We start from the raw sequence: 17,310 nt of genomic DNA, 5'->3' as shown, positions 1-17,310 counted from the left end.
AATGTATCCTATGTTAGTTTTTCGTTGTCACTAACTACAATAGCATTTGTGGGTATTGCAGACAATAATCTCCATATAAAAAAACTCTATTGCATACTTACCGGCACAAATATAGAATATATGCTTAGCTATAAAAACTAAATTGTGACAAATTGGTAGGGATAAAAATTTGAAGACTAATAACATGACATCAGGAAACAGCATGAAGCAGATAGTGTTGTTTTTCCTGCCACTACTTTTCGGTAATCTTTTTCAGCAGGTATACAGCCTTGTTGACAGCATAATCGTAGGAAAAGGAATCGGTGATAAGGCACTGGCAGCCGTCGGCGCTTCTGGGACACTTAATTTTCTCATATTGGGATTCGTAGTAGGACTCACAAGAGGATTCGGAATAAGCTTTTCCCAGTCCTTTGGAAAGGGTGACTCAAAGCTTCTTCGCGGATATGTCCTGGCAGCACAGTATATAAGCACGGCTATGAGTATTCTGTTCACTGTCCTTTGTCTTCTGTCATTAAAGGGTATGCTGACATTTCTTGAAACACCGTCAGATATTTTCAAGGATGCCTATGACTATTTTGCAATAATACTCGCCGGAATAATCATTACTGTACTCAACAACCTTGCGATCACCATACTTCAGTCTCTTGGCGACAGCAAGACACCACTGACTGCGATGATAATCTCATCAATAACGAATATCATTCTGGATGTTTTACTTGTAATGGGGATGCATTTCGGAGTCAGAGGAGCAGCCATTGCCACAGTCATAGCACAGGCTGTTTCCTACATCTACTGCCGCATGGGACTTCGTAAGATTCCGATCCTATGTGATGAAACTGATGAAAACAGAAGGCTCTTAGTAATGCCTCAGCCTTCATTATGCCTTGACCTTCTTAAGATCGGTCTTCCTGTTGCTTTTATGAATTCAGTCACCGCTACCGGTGGAATGATATTGCAGTATTTTGTAAACCTTATGGGAAGCGCTTACGTTGCAGCCTATTCTGTCTGCATGAAATTCGCAGGACTTTTCGAACAGTTCGGAATCTCTGTGGGCCTCGCTATCCTCACCTTTGTTGGGCAGAATAAGGGTGCAGGAAATTACAACAGAATCCGCAAAGGCGTAAGACAGGGACTTGCTCTGTCTGTCCTTGTAAATATTCCTTTGGTACTAATACAGGTTGTCATTCCGGGAACAATTTCAAGACTGATGCTAAGCGATCCTGTCACCATAGGGTATTGTGCAGAATTTATGCCCATCCTTGGAATAAGTCTTTTCGCACTTGGATGGCTATTTGTATTCCGTTATTCAGTTCAGGGTCTTGGAAACACCATGATTCCCATGTTTTCAGGATTTCTGGAGGTTGCTATGAGACTGGGATTTGGATTTACAATTGGAAGAATGTCCTTTAGAGGAATCGCCATCTCCGAGGTCTCTGCCTGGATTGGCGCATTTATAATGCTGGCCATGACCTATTTTATCTTAATAGGTAAAGAGTCATGACCATTCTGACTACGCCCTTGATCAGGCGATCTTTTTCTTCATAAAAACTCTGAAGGATGTCGCAAGGTGCTGATGATGTACACTTGTGGCATTAAATCTCACGGTGGCGAATGCAAGCTGCATAATAGGGCCTGTTGCAAATGCACAGATGAGCGTTCCGATACCGACAGGGCCGCCCAGAAGCCATCCTATAAAGGTGGCAAGACTAAGAAGCGTAATACTTACAATTCCGATAGGAATCTTTTTCGCACGCTTTGCAAGCGCAACAAGCAGAGTATCTCTGGGTCCGCAGCCAAGTGAAGCACTCATATATGTATACTGAGTGTATGCCATTATCACCAGACCAAGGAACATCACAGGAATTCCCGTCTTTAATGAATCACATTTGTGAACTACATCAAGCTTGTTAAAAAGGTCAACCGCTTTTCCTACAACAAAAGCGTCGATAAACATGGCAATTCCAATAGGTTCCTTAAATGCGATATCTATACCCAAAATCGCATAAGAAATCGCAACTGATGCGGTGCCGTACAGTATTCCGAAAGTATGTGATACTCCAAGATTCAGGACATCCCACGGACCGGCGCCAATATTGGCCTGGATGGTGAGGTACACACCAAAACCGTTTGCAAATAAACTAATCGCTGCAAGAAGCATGTTTACAAGGATTGCTCCTGCTGTTCTATTTTCTTTTAAAGCATATTTCTTAATCATTTATCACCAAAAACCTTCTGATAATTGTATTTGCATCCATTTTTCCGGTTTCTCCTATGATGGATTATCCCATCTTTCATGATTCTCATTATTATGAACAATCCAGAATATACTCTATATTATCGAAGTTCAGAGCCTGGAGGTCCTCTCGTTTGATGTAGAAATGAATTGTTCCATCCACAGCTACACCATCATTATTTTCCTTAATATCCAGCTCAATCTGATTTCTGATATTGTCCTGAATAATTTTACGTACTTCTTCTTTTTCCATACTCTTTCCCTCTCGTATACGTATATAACGTGGCGCTACAATCATTCGCGCTTCTTTATCCCCCAAATGATTCATTTAGTATCGGTGTCTATTATAAGCTTCTTGTAGCTTTTGCAAAAGTAGAAATGCATAAAAATTGACAATCATTGTACTTTCGGTGTATTATGATGGTATCAATTGATACCTTTTAGGAGTAACTTATGTCATTAGATTCAGTCTCATATATAGAAAGCGAACTCGAAGTAACCTCTTATATTCAAAACCTTAAGTACGCATTAGACAATGGGGCAAAAATAGAGTTTCAGATACAACGCCGGGTTGATGATATGCGCGACGAAAAATACACAAACAAGTATACCGTCAGCACCCTTTTTCCCGATGAAAATCCTTCTGAAGCATTAAAAAGAGAACTGCTTACTCTTACCACAGAAGATTATATCCAAACAGTGAAAGATATACGATATCCCAAGCGTAGTGATATGCGAGAGTTTGGAAAAGCTTATAATGATGAAGATGTCTATATAAAAATACGTGTAGAAATCCTTGGCATCTATGGTCATCCGACTACATTTGTAATGTCATTCCATTTCGCCGAAAAGGCTTTTAGTCCAGAAATGTTTCCCTATAGGAAAGAGAGGCACAATCATGAAAATAAAAACTCTAAAAACTGAGCACCGTCTATGTACCTGTTGCATGGAAGAACACATAGTCAAATATGTTTTAATCGATGAAACGCAGACTTTCAAAGGTCAAAAGGTTAATTATCAAGCCCAGTACACTTATTGCGACAAAGCTGATGAATTCTATGCAGATGAAACACAGATGCAGGATAATGATATATCCCTTAAAGACGCCTATAGAAAAGCTTTAGGTTTATTGACTTCCAAAGAGATTATTGCTATCCGCACAAAATATGCAATTTCTCAAAGTGATCTATGCATGCTTCTTGGCTGGGGTGGAAAAACCATTACGAGATACGAGACTCATCAAGTGCAGGACAGAGCTCATGACACCATACTAAGAAAAATCGACTCTGATCCTGAGTGGTTCATATCATTACTGACAGATTCAAAAAGTAGCTTTTCAGAAGCAGCTTATAAAAAATATCTCAGTACAGCCATCGAACTATATGAAACAGAGCGAGATATTTATTTAAGACGTGCGATCAAAGCGGATTATGCAAGATTCGAAGAAAATAAGATCGCCCAGGGTAATGCATCTCTATCCCTGGATAAAGTTGTTGATGTTATCCGATATTTCGCAGCTTCGCAAAAAGTTACGGACTTATATAAAGTCAAGCTCATGAAGCTGATGTGGTATGCCGATGCCCTATCCTATAAAGAAAGAGGATATGCAATAACCGGTTTGGCTTATCAATCTCTACCAATGGGTGCCGTACCAATCGGTCATAATTCCATTATAGATTTAAAAGGAATCCCCTGCGAAGAAATTGATATGGGCGAAACCACAGCATATCATTTTTCACTAAATGGCAAAAATACATTTCCTTCTCTTTCTTATGATGAAAAGAAAATTCTCGATATAGTCATCAAAAAGTTAGGGAAACTCACTAAGAACGATATTATTGAATTCATGCATTCCGAAGCTGCTTATAAGAATACAGCTTCAAAAGAAATAATATCATTTGAATATGCTAACCAACTGCAAATATAGCACAAAAAGGCTGTGAAATATGACAAACATCACTCGTGTTTCTCTCATATCCACAGCCTTTATATTTATTTCCGTTCCTCTGCCTTTGCCTTCGCAGCCAGGCGTCTTCTGATTTCCTTGATATTACCTCTGTATGCAAAGGCAACCTTGACCTTCCTGTCATTGTCCATAAGAACCCAGCCGAAGCCCTCGTCCTTGATGTGATGAACGTTTATCAAAGCGTTCTGGGAAATGGGGCATATTGAATCGAATATCTCGCACTGCTCGTACAAATTATAGATATCGGTGATTACGTCGAGCTGTCTGCCCTCCGTGAAGTAAACAGTGAGCTGGTGCTCTCCTATCATCTCAGCACAGACGATGTCATCCTGAGTAGCGTAGAAGGTTTCCTTTTCACCACGAAGCTCAAGAGTTGGTACAGGATCTCCTAAGCGGGTCTCGCACTCTGTCAGCATAGCCTCAAGGTCCTTCACCTTAATCGCTTTTTCCAAAAACAGCAACTTATCGTAGAGCCCCTCTTCCTTAGCAAGCACCTTGTAATCATGCTTACCCGAACACATAACCACATTCTTGATGCCGCCTGCTTCGAATAGGATTCTGGCAACATCGATTCCGTTCCTGTAGCGGCTGTCCTCCGACTCAGGCTCAGCCATATCAATAAAAATAATGTCATAAAGCTGAGGGAAGCGCATCAGAGCCTGAATATTTCCATAAAGATCAATATAAAAATGCTCCTTACCTTCCTTCTGATATCTGTCGGACTGGCGTCTTAACAGGCGCTCCATCTGCTTTCTGTCTGCTATATTGTCATCAAAAACTGCTATATGCATCTTCTTTTACAACCCCAATTTTTATACTTCAAAAGCACCCTCATAAGCTGATGGCACTCCATTTTTCACACAAAGACGCCCTTATCTAAAGAGCACCTCCACCGGTGACATCTTGATAGCCACCACGATTCCTATCTGAATCAGGAGTATAAGCGGCATTCCAACCACGAAATACCAGTGCTTGGTCTTATGCCTGAAAATATACATCCCAAGAATACTTCCGATACTTCCACCCATTAACGCAAAAATAAAAAGGATAGATTCCGGTGTTCTGAAAGCATTCCTTTTGGCCTTTCTCTTGTCACTTCCCATGGCAAGAAAGCTTATGACATTTATAATTCCCAGATAACATAAAATAAATTCTAATGAGTTCATGCAAAATATTCTAACTTATAAAAACCTGCTGCGCAACAAAGCATAGCAGGTTTTTAATAATATGTATGACTTTTCACGCAAAATGAGCCAGCACATCACTTGTAGCTTATCTTAAGGTCGTTACCCTTTGCAGTAACTTTAGCCTCTGCGCCCATCACAACAGGAATCATAGGATCGATATGTCCGATGTCCGCGTCCATTATGATAGGAAGTCCGAGCTCTTCCACCACCGCTGTCACGGCGTTGTAGTGGTCTGCACCCATCATCTCTTTTCCAAAGGCAGTGTAAGGTCTGCCAATGACGAAGCCCTTCGCACTGTCGAACCATCCAGTCTCTCTTAAATTCCACAGAGCTCTTCTGTAGCTCATGGGTGTGAGGTCGCAGGCTTCAAGAACCCAGATAACATCCTTATGGTTTTTGTTAAATTCCTTCATATTGTCAAAGCGAGTTCCAACAAGATTGGCAAGTACGTCAACGCAGCCTCCAAGAAGGATTCCCTCCATGGAAATCTCTTTGCCGGGATCTGCCTTTACAGCTTTTCCGCCCTCGCATACATAGCTTGTGAGCACCTTATCAGAATTATATTCATAGGGAATATCGAAGTTAAAAGTGGTGTAATCTACAGGCTCCTCTGATTTTTCAGCCTCCGGTTTTTCCAGGAAGGGATTGACATACTTCTCATAACCGGAAAACTCTGTCTTTGTTCCCTCTAAAAGTGCCACCGCATCAAACTCAGGTTCCTCCCACTTCTTCGAAAAGCCTGAAATGCACGGACCGTATATTCCCTGTACTCCGGCTATTGTCACCAGCGGAAAAATGAAATTAGTATTGTCGGAATATCCAATATACCACTTTGGTTTTACGTCCTTTAAACTCTCAAAATCAACATGTGTTATAGTCTCATTCATGAGCTCCCCGCCACCTGCAGAGATAATTGCATCAATATCGCTTCTCTTGTAAAACTCTACAAGCTCAGCTGCTGCCACCTTGGGATCGGTGTTGATACCGACGCCATCTGTTTTAAAAAGTGTATCCCCTTCAACAATCTTATACCCTCTGTTCTCAAGGTTCTTCTTTGCAAAGAAATACATGGAACGATAGGGCTCTGTTGACGGGCCAAAGGAAGGTGCTGTAATTCCAATGCTGCATCCGGGCTTAATGTATTCAGGTCTTTTTATCATACTTTCCTCCTTTTTCTTTACATCTATCAGTTGGCAATCAGGATTATGTTCTTAGGTTCCTGATTGTAATTTACTCACAGTTCCTCATACTCCAAATTTGCGCTGTCTAAAAAACGCTTCATATACTCATCCCAGATCTTCTCGTAGGATTTATCAAGGACAAATCCGGCCAGCGCAGCTCCGGTTGTTATAGTAATGTGCCCCTCTGCAAATTTTATTATGAAAACAAGGGACGACACCACGGCTGACAGCGATGCTTCCAGAAGCTCTTCCTTTTTATCAGGAGTAAGACAAAGAATAAATTTGAAGGACACAGGCGTGTGCTTACCCTTTATGAGCTCGTAGCACACAGGTCTCATGCTTTTCCAGGAAGAAAGGTCATATTCCGGCTTATCGTCCTCGCCGAAGAAATCCTTGTTTACATGTCCATCTATGGTGTAGGTATTGGCAGTTTTAAGCTCAGCACTATCAAGCAAAAATCCGTCAAAAGCCTCCGACGCCAGCAGCGTCGACATGAACTGCTTTGTGTTTTTTATCTGTAAAGCTATCATTCTTTTTTCCTTAACTAATTCGTATTCATAAAACAAACTAAATTATAGCATGTTTTACACATATTATTATAAAAGATACTTTTCAATCATCATCTTTATTGTTCCGGAACCTAATGGATTCTGAGAGGTTTCAAATGTCGTTATCATGTTTTCTCCCGGAAAGTACCCGCTCTGCTCATAAGAATTGAGCTTAGGAATATTCCTGTTTACATATCCCATATCATCCATCATTCCAAAATGTTCCCAGATGAACTCTTTTCTTGTTCTACAATTAAGACATGTAAAGTCCGGCCTCACGTTTCCTATTCCTTTTATCTTAATCGGATACTCATATCTATAGGGTATTCCTCTTTTCTCTAAGGCATTCGCTATCAGCAATTCAGATTTCGACCTTACCTTCACCCCTTTCTCCGTATAGAATATTGATGCTTCATCCCTAAATTCCATTGGTTCATATTCCACTTCCTTCCAATGCTGAATAAACAGCTCGTCAGGCTCAATTATCGGAACAATAAGCTTCTTTCTGGCTTCCGACATATTTTCAAAAGCTCTTTCTATCTCAAAAATATCATACTGTTCTATAAAGTCAGCAAGCTTTTTCTTGATTCGCTTCAGCTTTCTATTTACTTTTACTTCATAGTCTCTCTGAGCAATTTTTCTTAGCATAGGAATTTCACTTGTCTTTGCGTACTTGCGCTTTTTAGAATTTCTATCAATCCAAAAGTACTGATCACATCCATTGCTCTTACTTGTCCCTATCCTTTTATCAGGTAGATTCTTCAGCTTTTCCAAATGCTTTTCGGTTTTTGCAATCAACAAGTCTATTTCCTTTAATTGTGCTTCAAGACTTTCTTTGTAATTCTCCATTTATAATTCTTCCTTTCTATATTAAACGCTTTTTACTTGACCTTTTTTCCCACTCTTATGCATATCGCGTAGACAAAATTGGCCTTCATCGCTATCCTACTTGACCTTTTCTTTGCTCAGCGCTTGTTCACGTAGTTTTCGTTCTTAATAATCCCCTTCCTACTAGACATTGTTCCGTTTCCACAAATTCTCAAGTACGATGTTCAAAATAATCCCAGAATCCTACGTGACTTTTCCATTTTCAGCAGTAACACACTTAAGCCTGCAATTTTCAAATCACCTTCCTACGGGACTATCGCTCTAAAACATAAAAGTCGCGTAAAAACAGAATATAGCGCCATAGTCAGGGCTCTTAATACCACTACACAACTGCTACGCCACAAAAAGGGTGTGCACCTGCGGTGAAAACTAATTCAGACTATGCAATAAACATTGGAAAATCGCGACGAAATCACAATTATTAAGTCGCATGGATTAAATAAGATTGCCATTCAAGGCTTAACCATAATATTATCAAATAATATATTTGTCAACATATAACATTATTTGCCAATAATATTATTGGCTTATAGCCAAACAAAAATAATTCCGAAAATATCCTCAAAAAGAATTCCAAAAAGAATTCCGAAAGAATCCCCAAAAATATTCCCCAATAATAATTTCTCCCCCTCACTTTATTTACCCACATTGCTTTTCATGCTAGAATATGTCGTATAAAAAACTACATGTTTCCGCGGCTTTCTATACACAAAGCAAATGCGGTCAAACAGGAGGAACATTTTAAATATGAGTTATAAAATAGTTGTTGACAGTTGTACTGATTTGCCGGCTGAGTACCACACCGACAAACGTTTTGAGATCATCCCGCTTATTCTTTCAGTTGGGGATTATACAGTTCTTGATGATGAAAGTTTTGATCAGCTCGACTATATAAAGAGAGTTGCTGAATGCGAGACCTGTGCTAAATCCGCGTGCCCCTCTCCCGACAGATACAAGAAGGCTTACGAATGTGACGCTGATGATATTTATGTTGTAACACTTTCATCAAAGCTTAGCGGAAGCTACAACAGTGCTATCCTCGCCAGAGATATCTATCACGAGGACATTGGAGAAAAGAACATCCACGTATTTGATTCATTATCCGCTTGCTGCGGTCAGACAAATGTAGCATTTAAGATCATGGAATATGCAGAAGCAGGCCTTCCCTTCGAGGAGGTTGTGCAGAAGGTTGAGGAATACCGCGATGGTATGGATACCTACTTCGTTCTTGATTCACTTGATACACTTAGGAAAAACGGCAGACTTACAGGTATGAAGGCTATCGTTGCTACTACCCTTAACATCAAGCCCGTGTGCTACGCTATCGAAGGCGAGATCGCACAGTGGGGACAGGGTGTAGGCATGAGAAAAGCCCTGATCAAGATGACTGAGCTTGTTGCAAAGCGCACCAAGAATTCAGAAGAAAAGACTCTTATGATCACACATATTAACTGCTACGAGAGAGCTGAGGTTGTTAAGAACCTCATCCTTTCAAAGCTTACCTTCAAGAATGTTTTGATCGTTGATGGAGCAGGTGTTGCAACCACCTACGCCGGCGATGGCGGAATCGTGGTAACCTGCTAACGTCCCCTTCACTTGGCGAATATTGGTGAGTTGCTCTGACGAGCAAAGCAAGCGCAGAGCTTTCTTTTTGCAATACACTAATGACTATTGCAAAACCCGGCACACTGTGCCGGGCTTTTTCTGTTATACTTTGTATTTTTTCAAAATTTCAATGAGGTCATCGTAGGATTTCCTGATCCTCTGATACCTCTCCTCTGCCCCTTCCAGAGATCCCTTCCTCAGAATCTCCGTCAGTTCCAGAACATCCTCCTTCATGGCATCAAGTGCAAGATTACCGGTGACTCCCTTTAAGGAGTGGCATCCCGCGAAGGCTTCCTTCGCATCCTTCTTCTCCATACCATAAGTCAGATCTGAAAAGCTCTTGTCCTTCAGAAATTTGATCATAAACCGCTCGACAAGATCCTCATTTCCCATGAACCTGTCCTTGACATCGTCCCAGTTAACTCCCCAGGCTATCAGTTCCTTCTTCATATCTTCATTCATGGCGGCCTCCTGCCCTATGGGCAATCCGTTTCCATAGCTACAATCATTGTAGCAACAACGCCACCACTATAAAATAATAATTTAATTAAAATATTCTAAAATCACTGAATAATTAATTCACGAAAAAACCTCCGGCACCCGTACTAAAAGTACACGCACCGAAGGCTTTATTAGTCATTATTATTCGCTCATTCCGGCAAGCTTCTCAGCCTGACTTGCGGTTGTAAGAGCATCGATCAGCTCCTCAAGATCGCCATCCATAATGGAATCAATCTTGTAAAGAGTGAGGTTGATGCGGTGATCTGTCACTCTTCCCTGATGGAAATTGTAGGTTCTGATCTTCTCGGATCTGTCACCAGTTCCTACCTGACTCTTTCTAAGAGCTGCTTCGGAATCATGAGCCTTCTGCATCTCAAGATCAAACAGCTTTGCACGAAGTACCTTGAGAGCCTTAGCCTTGTTCTTAATCTGGCTCTTTTCATCCTGACAGGAGATTACGATTCCTGTGGGAATATGTGTCAGTCTTACAGCAGAGTCGGTGGTATTTACGCACTGTCCACCGTTACCGGAAGCTCTGAAAACATCGAATTTACAGTCGTTCATATCGATATTAACTTCAACATCCTCTACTTCGGGCATGATAGCCACTGTGATGGTTGAGGTATGAATTCTTCCTCCGGACTCAGTCACCGGAATTCTCTGAACGCGGTGAACGCCACTCTCGAACTTAAGTCTTGAATAAGCCCCGGTTCCTGAAAGCATAAAGCTAACGGACTTCATTCCGCCAATTCCTGTATCCTCCACAGACATAGTCTCTATCTTCCAGCCGTGTCTGTCAGCATATCTGGTGTAGACACGGTACATATCTGATGCAAAAAGTGCAGCCTCGTCTCCGCCTGCACCTGCGCGGATCTCCACGATAACATTCTTATCATCGTTAGGGTCCTTGGGAATCATGAGAACCTTAAGGCGCTGCTCAATCTCAGGAAGCTCATTCTTTGCTTCTGAGAGCTCCTCGCGAAGCATCTCCTTCATATCCTCATCAGATTCTGCTGACAAAAGCTCCTCGCTGTCAGCAATTGTTTCCTTACACTTTTTATATTTATTGTATTCCTCAAGTATGGGCAGAAGGTCGCTCTGCTCCTTCATGAGAGCTCTGAAACGATTCTGGTCGGAAGCCACACCGGGCTCGCCGAGTTCCATGGTTATATCCTCATACCTGCGAACTATATCTTCTAACTTATTGAACATATTTTATTCTCCTTAGCTTGCTAGTATTCCCCTCATCCGGCGCTTCGCGCCACCTTCTCCCAGGGAGAAGGCTTTAATAGGTGTGTTCTTCTCATCCCCGTCCTAAAGGACGAAAACACTAATACTTGCGCAGCTAATAGAAGCATCCGCTGACCACGCGGTCGTTTCCGCCAAGATCCTTGATAACCTGAACATCCTTATATCCGTTCTGTTCCATAAGCTCCTTAACGGAAGGTCCCTGATCGTAGCCTATCTCCAGAAGAAGATAGCCACTCTTGTATAAAAAGTCCTTAGCCCCGGGAACGATCCTTCTGTAAAAAACAAGGCCATCCTCGCTTCCATCAAGGGCCATATAGGGCTCGTAGGTCTTAACCTCGGGCTCCAAGGTCTCGATAACCTTAGTCGGTATATAGGGAGGGTTTGAAACTATAAGATCAAACTTCTCCTCTGTCTCCGGGAAAAGATCGGTATTAACAGTCTTAAATCTGTCGGTCATACCGAGCTTCTCTGCATTTTTCTCAGCTATTGAAAGCGCTGCCTCTGAAAGGTCAGTTCCAACAGCCTTGGTATCATTGGTGTATTTAAGAATGCTAAGAGCAATGCAACCGGAGCCTGTGCAAAGGTCCATCACGCTCATGCCGTCATGAATATAACGAAGCGCCTCCTCAGCAAGAGTCTCTGTATCCTGATTGGGAATAAGGACATCGCCTGTAACATCAAACCCAATGCCCATGAATTCGCAGCTGCCTGTGATATAGGCCACCGGAACTCTCTCCATCCTCTTAGCTATCATCTCTCTGTACGCAAAAACCTTCTCATCCTCAACCACCATATCTCCATGGGATAAAAGTGTGTTGTGGCTTGTTCCGCACACATGCTCAAGAAGAAGCCTCGCATCCAGGGAAGCTTCTGAAATGCCGACACTATTAAGTTTTTCCTCTCCCTCTTTAAAAAGTGATGCGTACTCCATCCTGAATAAATCCTCTACAAAATTTCAAAAATTATCTCTTCACTGAGCAATATCTTCCTCATCCTCAAACTTATATCCAAAGGAATCGGATAAAAACTCTTTCCAGTCAAAAACAGCCTCAACTGACTTCATTCCGACCTCGATCATATCATCATCAGGCTCTCTTGTAGTCAGCATCTGCAGAAGCATACCGGGCGCTGAAATAATTCTCATGATAATATTATTGCTTCTTCCGGCAAGTCTTATGATCTCATAGGAAATACCTGCAATAACAGGAATAAGCGCTATTCTTACAAGTATTCTGAGCGGAATAGACTCAACTCTTATAAAGAAGAACAAAATGATGCTCACAAGCATTACGAACAAAAGGAAGCTGCTTCCGCATCGCTTATGAAGTCTGGTACTTGCCTTAACATTTTCAAGTGTAAGAGGCTTACCTCTCTCAAGGCAGTTGATGCACTTATGCTCTGCGCCGTGATATCTGAAAAGTCTCCTGATATCCTTCATGCATGAGATAAGAAGCACATAAATCACAAAGATCAGAATTCTCAAAAGTCCCTCAAGAAGCACCATAAGTGAGTTGTTTCTGATGTGACTTGAAAACAGAGAACTCAGATAATAAGGAAGCACCATGAAAATTCCGATTGCCATTACGAAGGCTATTACAGATGTAATGCTCATGGCGAGCTTCTCTTTACTCTCAGCAGCTATGGGATCCTTAGATGAAGCGATCTCTTCCTCTCCGAAAAGTGAAGCTGAGTAGTTAAGAGACTTCATACCAAGAACAAGTGAATCCCAGAAAACAAATACTCCTCTTATAAAGGGAATATGTGATACTCCAAGACTCTCAGCCTTACCGAGGTAGTGATCAACCTCCACTGCGATATCGCCGTCTTCCTTCCTTACAGCAACAGCGTACATATCCTTATTGCGCATCATTACGCCCTCAAGAACAGCCTGTCCGCCAATTCCGGAGTAATGATTTATCTTTTTCTTTGCCATAGTAGCCTCCCATAAAAGAGTTTAATTTTTCTTCGTAAGAAGAAAAAAAAGAGGCCGAGGCGTCTGCCTCAACCTCTTTGCATTTCCAGTAATTAGTTGTTAGAAGTCATGCCATACTTACGGTTGAACTTATCAATACGTCCGCGAGCAGCAGTAGCCTTCTGTGTTCCTGTATAGAAAGGATGACACTTAGCACAGATTTCTACGTGGATCTCCTTCTTTGTTGAACCTACTGTAAATGTGTTACCGCAGTTGCAGGTAACTGTTGCCTGATAGTACTCGGGCTGAATATCCTGTCTCATCTTCTCACCTCTTTTATATCAATGATTCTTAATATTTTTCAATATTATACTTTAGTTACTTTTACTGTTTTATCACAACAGCTTGTTTATTGTAGCATAATGTGATTATAATCGCAAGAACATTTTTCAATTTTCATCCCCCAAAGCGTTCAAAATGCCTTCACTGCTCTTTTGTGCTCTGGTTCAGATATTTGCGAATTTTGTTCTTTAATCTCTGCAGTGCATTGTCCGTGGACTTCTCATCACGGCCGAGGACCTTGGCTATTTCAACATAGCTCATTCCTGTCATGTGGAGCTCCAAAACGGATTTTTCAAAATCACTAAGACCGTTCTCTATGAACTCCTCGATATCCCTGGTGTTCTCCTTATCGATCATCATGGCCTCAGGGTTTCTGTCATTCATGTCCTCGAGAACCTGATCCAGGGAAAAATCCTTATCCTCATCATGGCCGTCCATTTTGGCATAGAGAGAAATATAACTATTTAAGGGCGCATGCTTTTTCCTGTTGGATGCCTGAATTGCAGTATAAATCTGCCTCGACACACACAGGTCAGCGAAGGTCTTAAAGCTGGCATCTCTTCCGGGATCATAGTCCCTTATTGCCTTGAAAAGCCCTATCATGCCCTCCTGAATAAGGTCATCCTTGTCCGCTCCCAGAATATACATGGACGCAGCCTTGTTTTTAACCATATCCTTATATTTATTCATTATATAATCGGTTACGTCGGACTCACCCTCGCGAAGCCTTGTTATAAGCTCCTCATCGGATTCATCCATGGATATTTTTGCCATAGGTATATCCTTTATTATTTGCTAAAGCCACGCTGTCTTACAATTTCAAAACCGAGAACGCCTGCTGCCACTGAAGCATTAAGAGAATTGATCTCACCCTTCATGGGAATAGCAGCAATCATGTCACACTTTTCACGGACGAGCTTGCTGACACCTGAGCCCTCGTTTCCTATTACAAGGCCGATTGAGCCCTTGAGATCAAGGTCATACATTGTTGTGCCGTCCATATCGGCGCATACAAACCACATGCCGCGGTTCTTGAGCTCCTCGATGGTTCTGGCCATGTTTGTTACCTTTACAACAGGTGTGTAGTTAAGCGCACCTGCACTGGTCTTGGCAACTGTCGCAGTAAGACCAACCGCGCGGTTCTTGGGAATGATCACGCCATGAGCACCGGCGATATTGGCGGTTCTTATGATCGCACCTAAATTGTGAGGATCCTCGATATTATCAAGCAGGAAAACAAAGGGCGCTTCACCCTTTTCCTCAGCAAGATTAAAGATGTCATCCATTTCAGAGTAATCGTAAGCCGCAGCATAAGCGATAACACCCTGGTGCGCACCGGTCTCGGATATCTGGTCAAGTCTGTCTCTGCTGACAAACTTCATCATGATTCCGGCCTTCTTGGCCTCTTTTCTGATAGTAGCGATAGGGCCGTCCTGACAACCATCAAGTATGAAAATCTTATCGATTGTCCTTCCGCTTCTAAGAGCCTCGATTACCGCATTTCTACCCTCAATTGTAAGTGAGGAGCTTTCATTAAAATTATCTCTCATTCTATTACACTCACACCGTCCTTCAAAAGCTCAAGGAGCCTCGCCATATCTCCCTTAAGATAGAGATAACCGCAGAGGGCCTCAAGTCCGGTGGCCTTTCTATAATCAGTGACGCTCTGGTTCTTGGCGCTGGTATATGACTTCGCATTTCTTCCGCGCTTGTACACTTCGCTCTCTTCTTCCGTGAGCCTGGGCTCGAGATACTCTATTATCTTAGCCTGTGCAGCAGCGTTTACATATTTGATCTTCATCTTGTTAAGCTGTCCCGCAGGTCTGTTGGCCTCCTGAACAACCATGCTTCTGATGACGATTTCATACACACTGTCACCCATAAACGCCAGCGCAAGCGGGCTGTATCTGTTCATGGGTTCGCCCGGAACTCCGAAATTATCTCTGATAATCGCTGCCAGGTCAAGCCGTGTATCGCCACTCCCCGCTAAAGCGCTGTTATCGCTCTGTAATGCAGCTTCGCCCTGCTCCGGAATATTCATTTCATTTTCTTCCATATCTTATCTCCGATGGACTTTATTCGTCGCGCTTAAGCTTAGAGCATCCGGGACATTCCTCACAGCTACCCTGCGGTGCCTCGCCTGTCTGATAGGTCACATTTTTTGTGTAATAGGCGATGGGGCTCTCAATAAGGCAGACTGCCTGAGCTGCGATACCCTCGCCGGCGCCTGTGAAGCCAAGGCCTTCCTCGGTTGTAGCCTTAACGCTCACCTGCTCCACATTTATGCCAAGTGCATCCGCGATGTTCTGGCGCATGGTATCTATGTGAGGTCTGAGCTTGGGCGCCTGACACAAAATAGTTGAATCAATGTTTTCTATTAAATATCTGTTCTCCTCAAGAAGCTTTCCAACCTCTGAAAGAAGCTTCAAGGAATCAGCTCCCTTGTACTTGGGATCTGAATCCGGGAAGTGCTTACCGATATCACCAAGAGCTGCTGCCCCAAGGAGCGCATCGCTTATGGCATGAAGAAGCACGTCCGCATCAGAGTGACCAAGAAGGCCCTTTTCATATGGGATTTCCACCCCTCCGAGAATGAGCTTTCTGCCCTCTACTAATCTGTGAACGTCATAACCTGTTCCAATATGCATATTTACCTCCAAATCAGGGAATCAAGAAAAGTTCTGCAACAAATACTACCGCACAGGCGCAGACAGCAACCGTGAGGAGGCTCTTTTTTCTAAAAGAAAGAATAAGAGCCACCGCAAAGCCCGCAATTGACGCTCTCATGTCATCCGATGCGTGGAGTATTGCAGGAAAAGTCATAGCTGCCAGTGTTGCGTAGGGCACGTAGTACAAGAAGGACTTCACGAAGCGTGAGTTTATGTCCTTCCTAATCAGTGTGAGCGGAAGCATCCTTATAAGATAGGTCACAACCGCCATTACAAGTATATATCCGTAAACGTTATGCATCTGCTGTCTCCTCCTCTTCCTTAGGGGCAAGAGCAGCGGCTGCACCTGCGATCACGACTGTTACTATAATTATTCTAAAGCCTGATGATATATTTTTCAAAACAGGAGCATAAGTAAATACAGTGCTCATAGCCATGGCTCCTGCAACCACCAGAAATACTGACATTTTTTCTCTTGCCTCTGGAATTATGATGGCAAGGAACATTCCGTATATGGCAAGTCCCAGGGCGCTTATAAGTCTCTGGGGCATTATCTGTCCGGCGAAGGCGCCAAGGAAGGTTCCCATAACCCAGCCAAAAACAGAAACCACAATAAGTCCGTAGGAATATGCGGGATTAAGTCTTCCCTTTCTCACTACGCTAAGGGCGAATATCTCATCTGTAACACCGTAGGCGACCATGCACCTCTTAAGGGTGTCCACCTTGGATGAGAGCTTCTGTGAAAGCGCTGTACTCATGAGCATATATCTAAGGTTAACAACCAGCTGCAACAGCGCCATCTCAGCGAAGGCAGCATTTGAGCGAATAAGATCAAGTGATGAAAACTGGCCCGCGCTGGTTACATTAGTAAGTGACATTAGCGATGCCTGAAAAACGGACAGTCCCGCTTCCGAAGCCTGAATTCCGAAAGCAAAGGACACCGCCAGGTATCCAAGACAGATTGGGATTCCGTCTATAAGTCCCAACCCGAACTCCCCTTTATTTTTCATAATTACTCCTCAAAACA

Annotated in this window: 22 protein-coding genes; 4 read left to right on the top strand and 18 right to left on the bottom strand. The window is 42.6% G+C overall.

Annotated elements, in window-relative coordinates; translation table 11 throughout:
* The first annotated feature begins 169 nt into the window (after positions 1 to 169).
* Positions 170 to 1,501, top strand: coding sequence for an MATE family efflux transporter (locus G587_RS23440; RefSeq protein ID WP_155829612.1), 1,332 nt, complete (start codon positions 170 to 172; stop codon positions 1,499 to 1,501).
* 21 nt (positions 1,502 to 1,522) lie between these two features.
* On the opposite strand, the gene G587_RS0117755 is transcribed toward G587_RS23440, so the two are convergent.
* Positions 1,523 to 2,215 (bottom strand): YczE/YyaS/YitT family protein, encoded by a 693-nt coding sequence (locus tag G587_RS0117755; protein WP_026493336.1) that lies wholly within the window; start codon positions 2,213 to 2,215, stop codon positions 1,523 to 1,525.
* 91 nt (positions 2,216 to 2,306) lie between these two features.
* Positions 2,307 to 2,486, bottom strand: coding sequence for a DUF1963 domain-containing protein (locus G587_RS0117750; RefSeq protein WP_026493335.1), 180 nt, complete (start codon positions 2,484 to 2,486; stop codon positions 2,307 to 2,309).
* A gap of 200 nt (positions 2,487 to 2,686) precedes the next feature.
* On the opposite strand from G587_RS0117750, the gene G587_RS0117745 reads away from it, so the two are divergent.
* Both G587_RS0117745 and G587_RS0117740 read left to right on the top strand, forming a co-directional pair.
* Positions 2,687 to 3,157, top strand: coding sequence for a hypothetical protein (locus G587_RS0117745; protein ID WP_026493334.1), 471 nt, complete (start codon positions 2,687 to 2,689; stop codon positions 3,155 to 3,157).
* Entirely contained in the window at positions 3,132 to 4,160 is a 1,029-nt protein-coding gene (locus G587_RS0117740) for a type II TA system antitoxin MqsA family protein (protein ID WP_035787249.1), read from the top strand. Before G587_RS0117745 ends, G587_RS0117740 begins: the two co-directional genes overlap by 26 nt.
* Before the next feature lie 65 nt (positions 4,161 to 4,225).
* Here G587_RS0117740 and G587_RS0117735 read toward each other — a convergent pair whose 3' ends face one another.
* From G587_RS0117735 to G587_RS24730, 5 genes are all read right to left on the bottom strand, one after another.
* Positions 4,226 to 4,990: a hypothetical protein gene (locus tag G587_RS0117735; RefSeq protein WP_026493332.1), complete on the bottom strand. Its 765-nt coding sequence runs from the start codon at positions 4,988 to 4,990 to the stop codon at positions 4,226 to 4,228.
* A gap of 81 nt (positions 4,991 to 5,071) precedes the next feature.
* Positions 5,072 to 5,365 (bottom strand): DUF1294 domain-containing protein, encoded by a 294-nt coding sequence (locus tag G587_RS0117730; RefSeq protein WP_026493331.1) that lies wholly within the window; start codon positions 5,363 to 5,365, stop codon positions 5,072 to 5,074.
* Positions 5,366 to 5,460: 95 nt separating this feature from the next.
* Positions 5,461 to 6,546: a S66 family peptidase gene (locus G587_RS0117725; protein ID WP_081679511.1), complete on the bottom strand. Its 1,086-nt coding sequence runs from the start codon at positions 6,544 to 6,546 to the stop codon at positions 5,461 to 5,463.
* Between the two features lie 74 nt (positions 6,547 to 6,620).
* The gene (locus G587_RS0117720) at positions 6,621 to 7,097 is read right to left on the bottom strand and encodes a DUF5721 family protein (protein WP_026493329.1); all 477 of its coding nucleotides are present in this window, start codon (positions 7,095 to 7,097) and stop codon (positions 6,621 to 6,623) included.
* Between the two features lie 66 nt (positions 7,098 to 7,163).
* Positions 7,164 to 7,964, bottom strand: coding sequence for a hypothetical protein (locus tag G587_RS24730; protein WP_051201135.1), 801 nt, complete (start codon positions 7,962 to 7,964; stop codon positions 7,164 to 7,166).
* A gap of 786 nt (positions 7,965 to 8,750) precedes the next feature.
* Here G587_RS24730 and G587_RS0117710 point away from each other — a divergent pair.
* Positions 8,751 to 9,587, top strand: a complete 837-nt coding sequence (locus G587_RS0117710; RefSeq protein WP_026493328.1) for a DegV family protein — start codon at positions 8,751 to 8,753, stop codon at positions 9,585 to 9,587.
* Positions 9,588 to 9,710: 123 nt separating this feature from the next.
* Here the strand turns inward: G587_RS0117710 and G587_RS23430 are convergent, their stop codons facing one another.
* The 11 genes from G587_RS23430 to G587_RS0117655 form a co-directional block, all read right to left on the bottom strand.
* The gene (locus tag G587_RS23430) at positions 9,711 to 10,070 is read right to left on the bottom strand and encodes an Hpt domain-containing protein (RefSeq protein ID WP_051201134.1); all 360 of its coding nucleotides are present in this window, start codon (positions 10,068 to 10,070) and stop codon (positions 9,711 to 9,713) included.
* 180 nt (positions 10,071 to 10,250) lie between these two features.
* Positions 10,251 to 11,321 (bottom strand): peptide chain release factor 1, encoded by a 1,071-nt coding sequence (gene prfA / locus G587_RS0117700; RefSeq protein WP_026493327.1) that lies wholly within the window; start codon positions 11,319 to 11,321, stop codon positions 10,251 to 10,253.
* A 133-nt stretch (positions 11,322 to 11,454) separates the two neighbouring features.
* The gene (gene prmC / locus G587_RS0117695; protein WP_026493326.1) at positions 11,455 to 12,291 is read right to left on the bottom strand and encodes a peptide chain release factor N(5)-glutamine methyltransferase; all 837 of its coding nucleotides are present in this window, start codon (positions 12,289 to 12,291) and stop codon (positions 11,455 to 11,457) included.
* Between the two features lie 39 nt (positions 12,292 to 12,330).
* A complete protein-coding gene (locus G587_RS0117690) occupies positions 12,331 to 13,293 on the bottom strand; it encodes a DUF1385 domain-containing protein (protein WP_026493325.1) in 963 nt (320 codons plus the stop codon).
* Positions 13,294 to 13,385: 92 nt separating this feature from the next.
* A complete protein-coding gene (gene rpmE / locus G587_RS0117685; protein ID WP_026493324.1) occupies positions 13,386 to 13,595 on the bottom strand; it encodes a 50S ribosomal protein L31 in 210 nt (69 codons plus the stop codon).
* 160 nt (positions 13,596 to 13,755) lie between these two features.
* Positions 13,756 to 14,388 carry an RNA polymerase sporulation sigma factor SigH gene (gene sigH, locus G587_RS0117680; protein WP_026493323.1) on the bottom strand — a complete coding sequence of 211 codons (633 nt, stop codon included), beginning with the start codon at positions 14,386 to 14,388 and terminating at the stop codon, positions 13,756 to 13,758.
* A 14-nt stretch (positions 14,389 to 14,402) separates the two neighbouring features.
* Positions 14,403 to 15,164, bottom strand: a complete 762-nt coding sequence (gene rlmB, locus G587_RS0117675) for a 23S rRNA (guanosine(2251)-2'-O)-methyltransferase RlmB (RefSeq protein WP_026493322.1) — start codon at positions 15,162 to 15,164, stop codon at positions 14,403 to 14,405.
* Positions 15,161 to 15,670 carry a Mini-ribonuclease 3 gene (locus tag G587_RS0117670; protein WP_242830109.1) on the bottom strand — a complete coding sequence of 170 codons (510 nt, stop codon included), beginning with the start codon at positions 15,668 to 15,670 and terminating at the stop codon, positions 15,161 to 15,163. Before G587_RS0117670 ends, rlmB begins: the two co-directional genes overlap by 4 nt.
* Before the next feature lie 19 nt (positions 15,671 to 15,689).
* The gene (gene ispF, locus G587_RS0117665) at positions 15,690 to 16,262 is read right to left on the bottom strand and encodes a 2-C-methyl-D-erythritol 2,4-cyclodiphosphate synthase (protein ID WP_026493320.1); all 573 of its coding nucleotides are present in this window, start codon (positions 16,260 to 16,262) and stop codon (positions 15,690 to 15,692) included.
* A 13-nt stretch (positions 16,263 to 16,275) separates the two neighbouring features.
* The gene (locus G587_RS0117660; RefSeq protein ID WP_026493319.1) at positions 16,276 to 16,584 is read right to left on the bottom strand and encodes an AzlD domain-containing protein; all 309 of its coding nucleotides are present in this window, start codon (positions 16,582 to 16,584) and stop codon (positions 16,276 to 16,278) included.
* On the bottom strand, positions 16,577 to 17,296 hold the full coding sequence (locus G587_RS0117655) for an AzlC family ABC transporter permease (protein ID WP_442852392.1): 720 nt from the start codon (positions 17,294 to 17,296) through the stop codon (positions 16,577 to 16,579). Before G587_RS0117655 ends, G587_RS0117660 begins: the two co-directional genes overlap by 8 nt.
* Positions 17,297 to 17,310 lie beyond the last annotated feature (14 nt).

The organism is Butyrivibrio sp. XPD2002, from assembly GCF_000423945.1.
Classification (GTDB): Bacteria; Bacillota; Clostridia; order Lachnospirales; family Lachnospiraceae; genus Butyrivibrio.
This window is presented reverse-complemented; position numbering and strand designations above follow the sequence as displayed.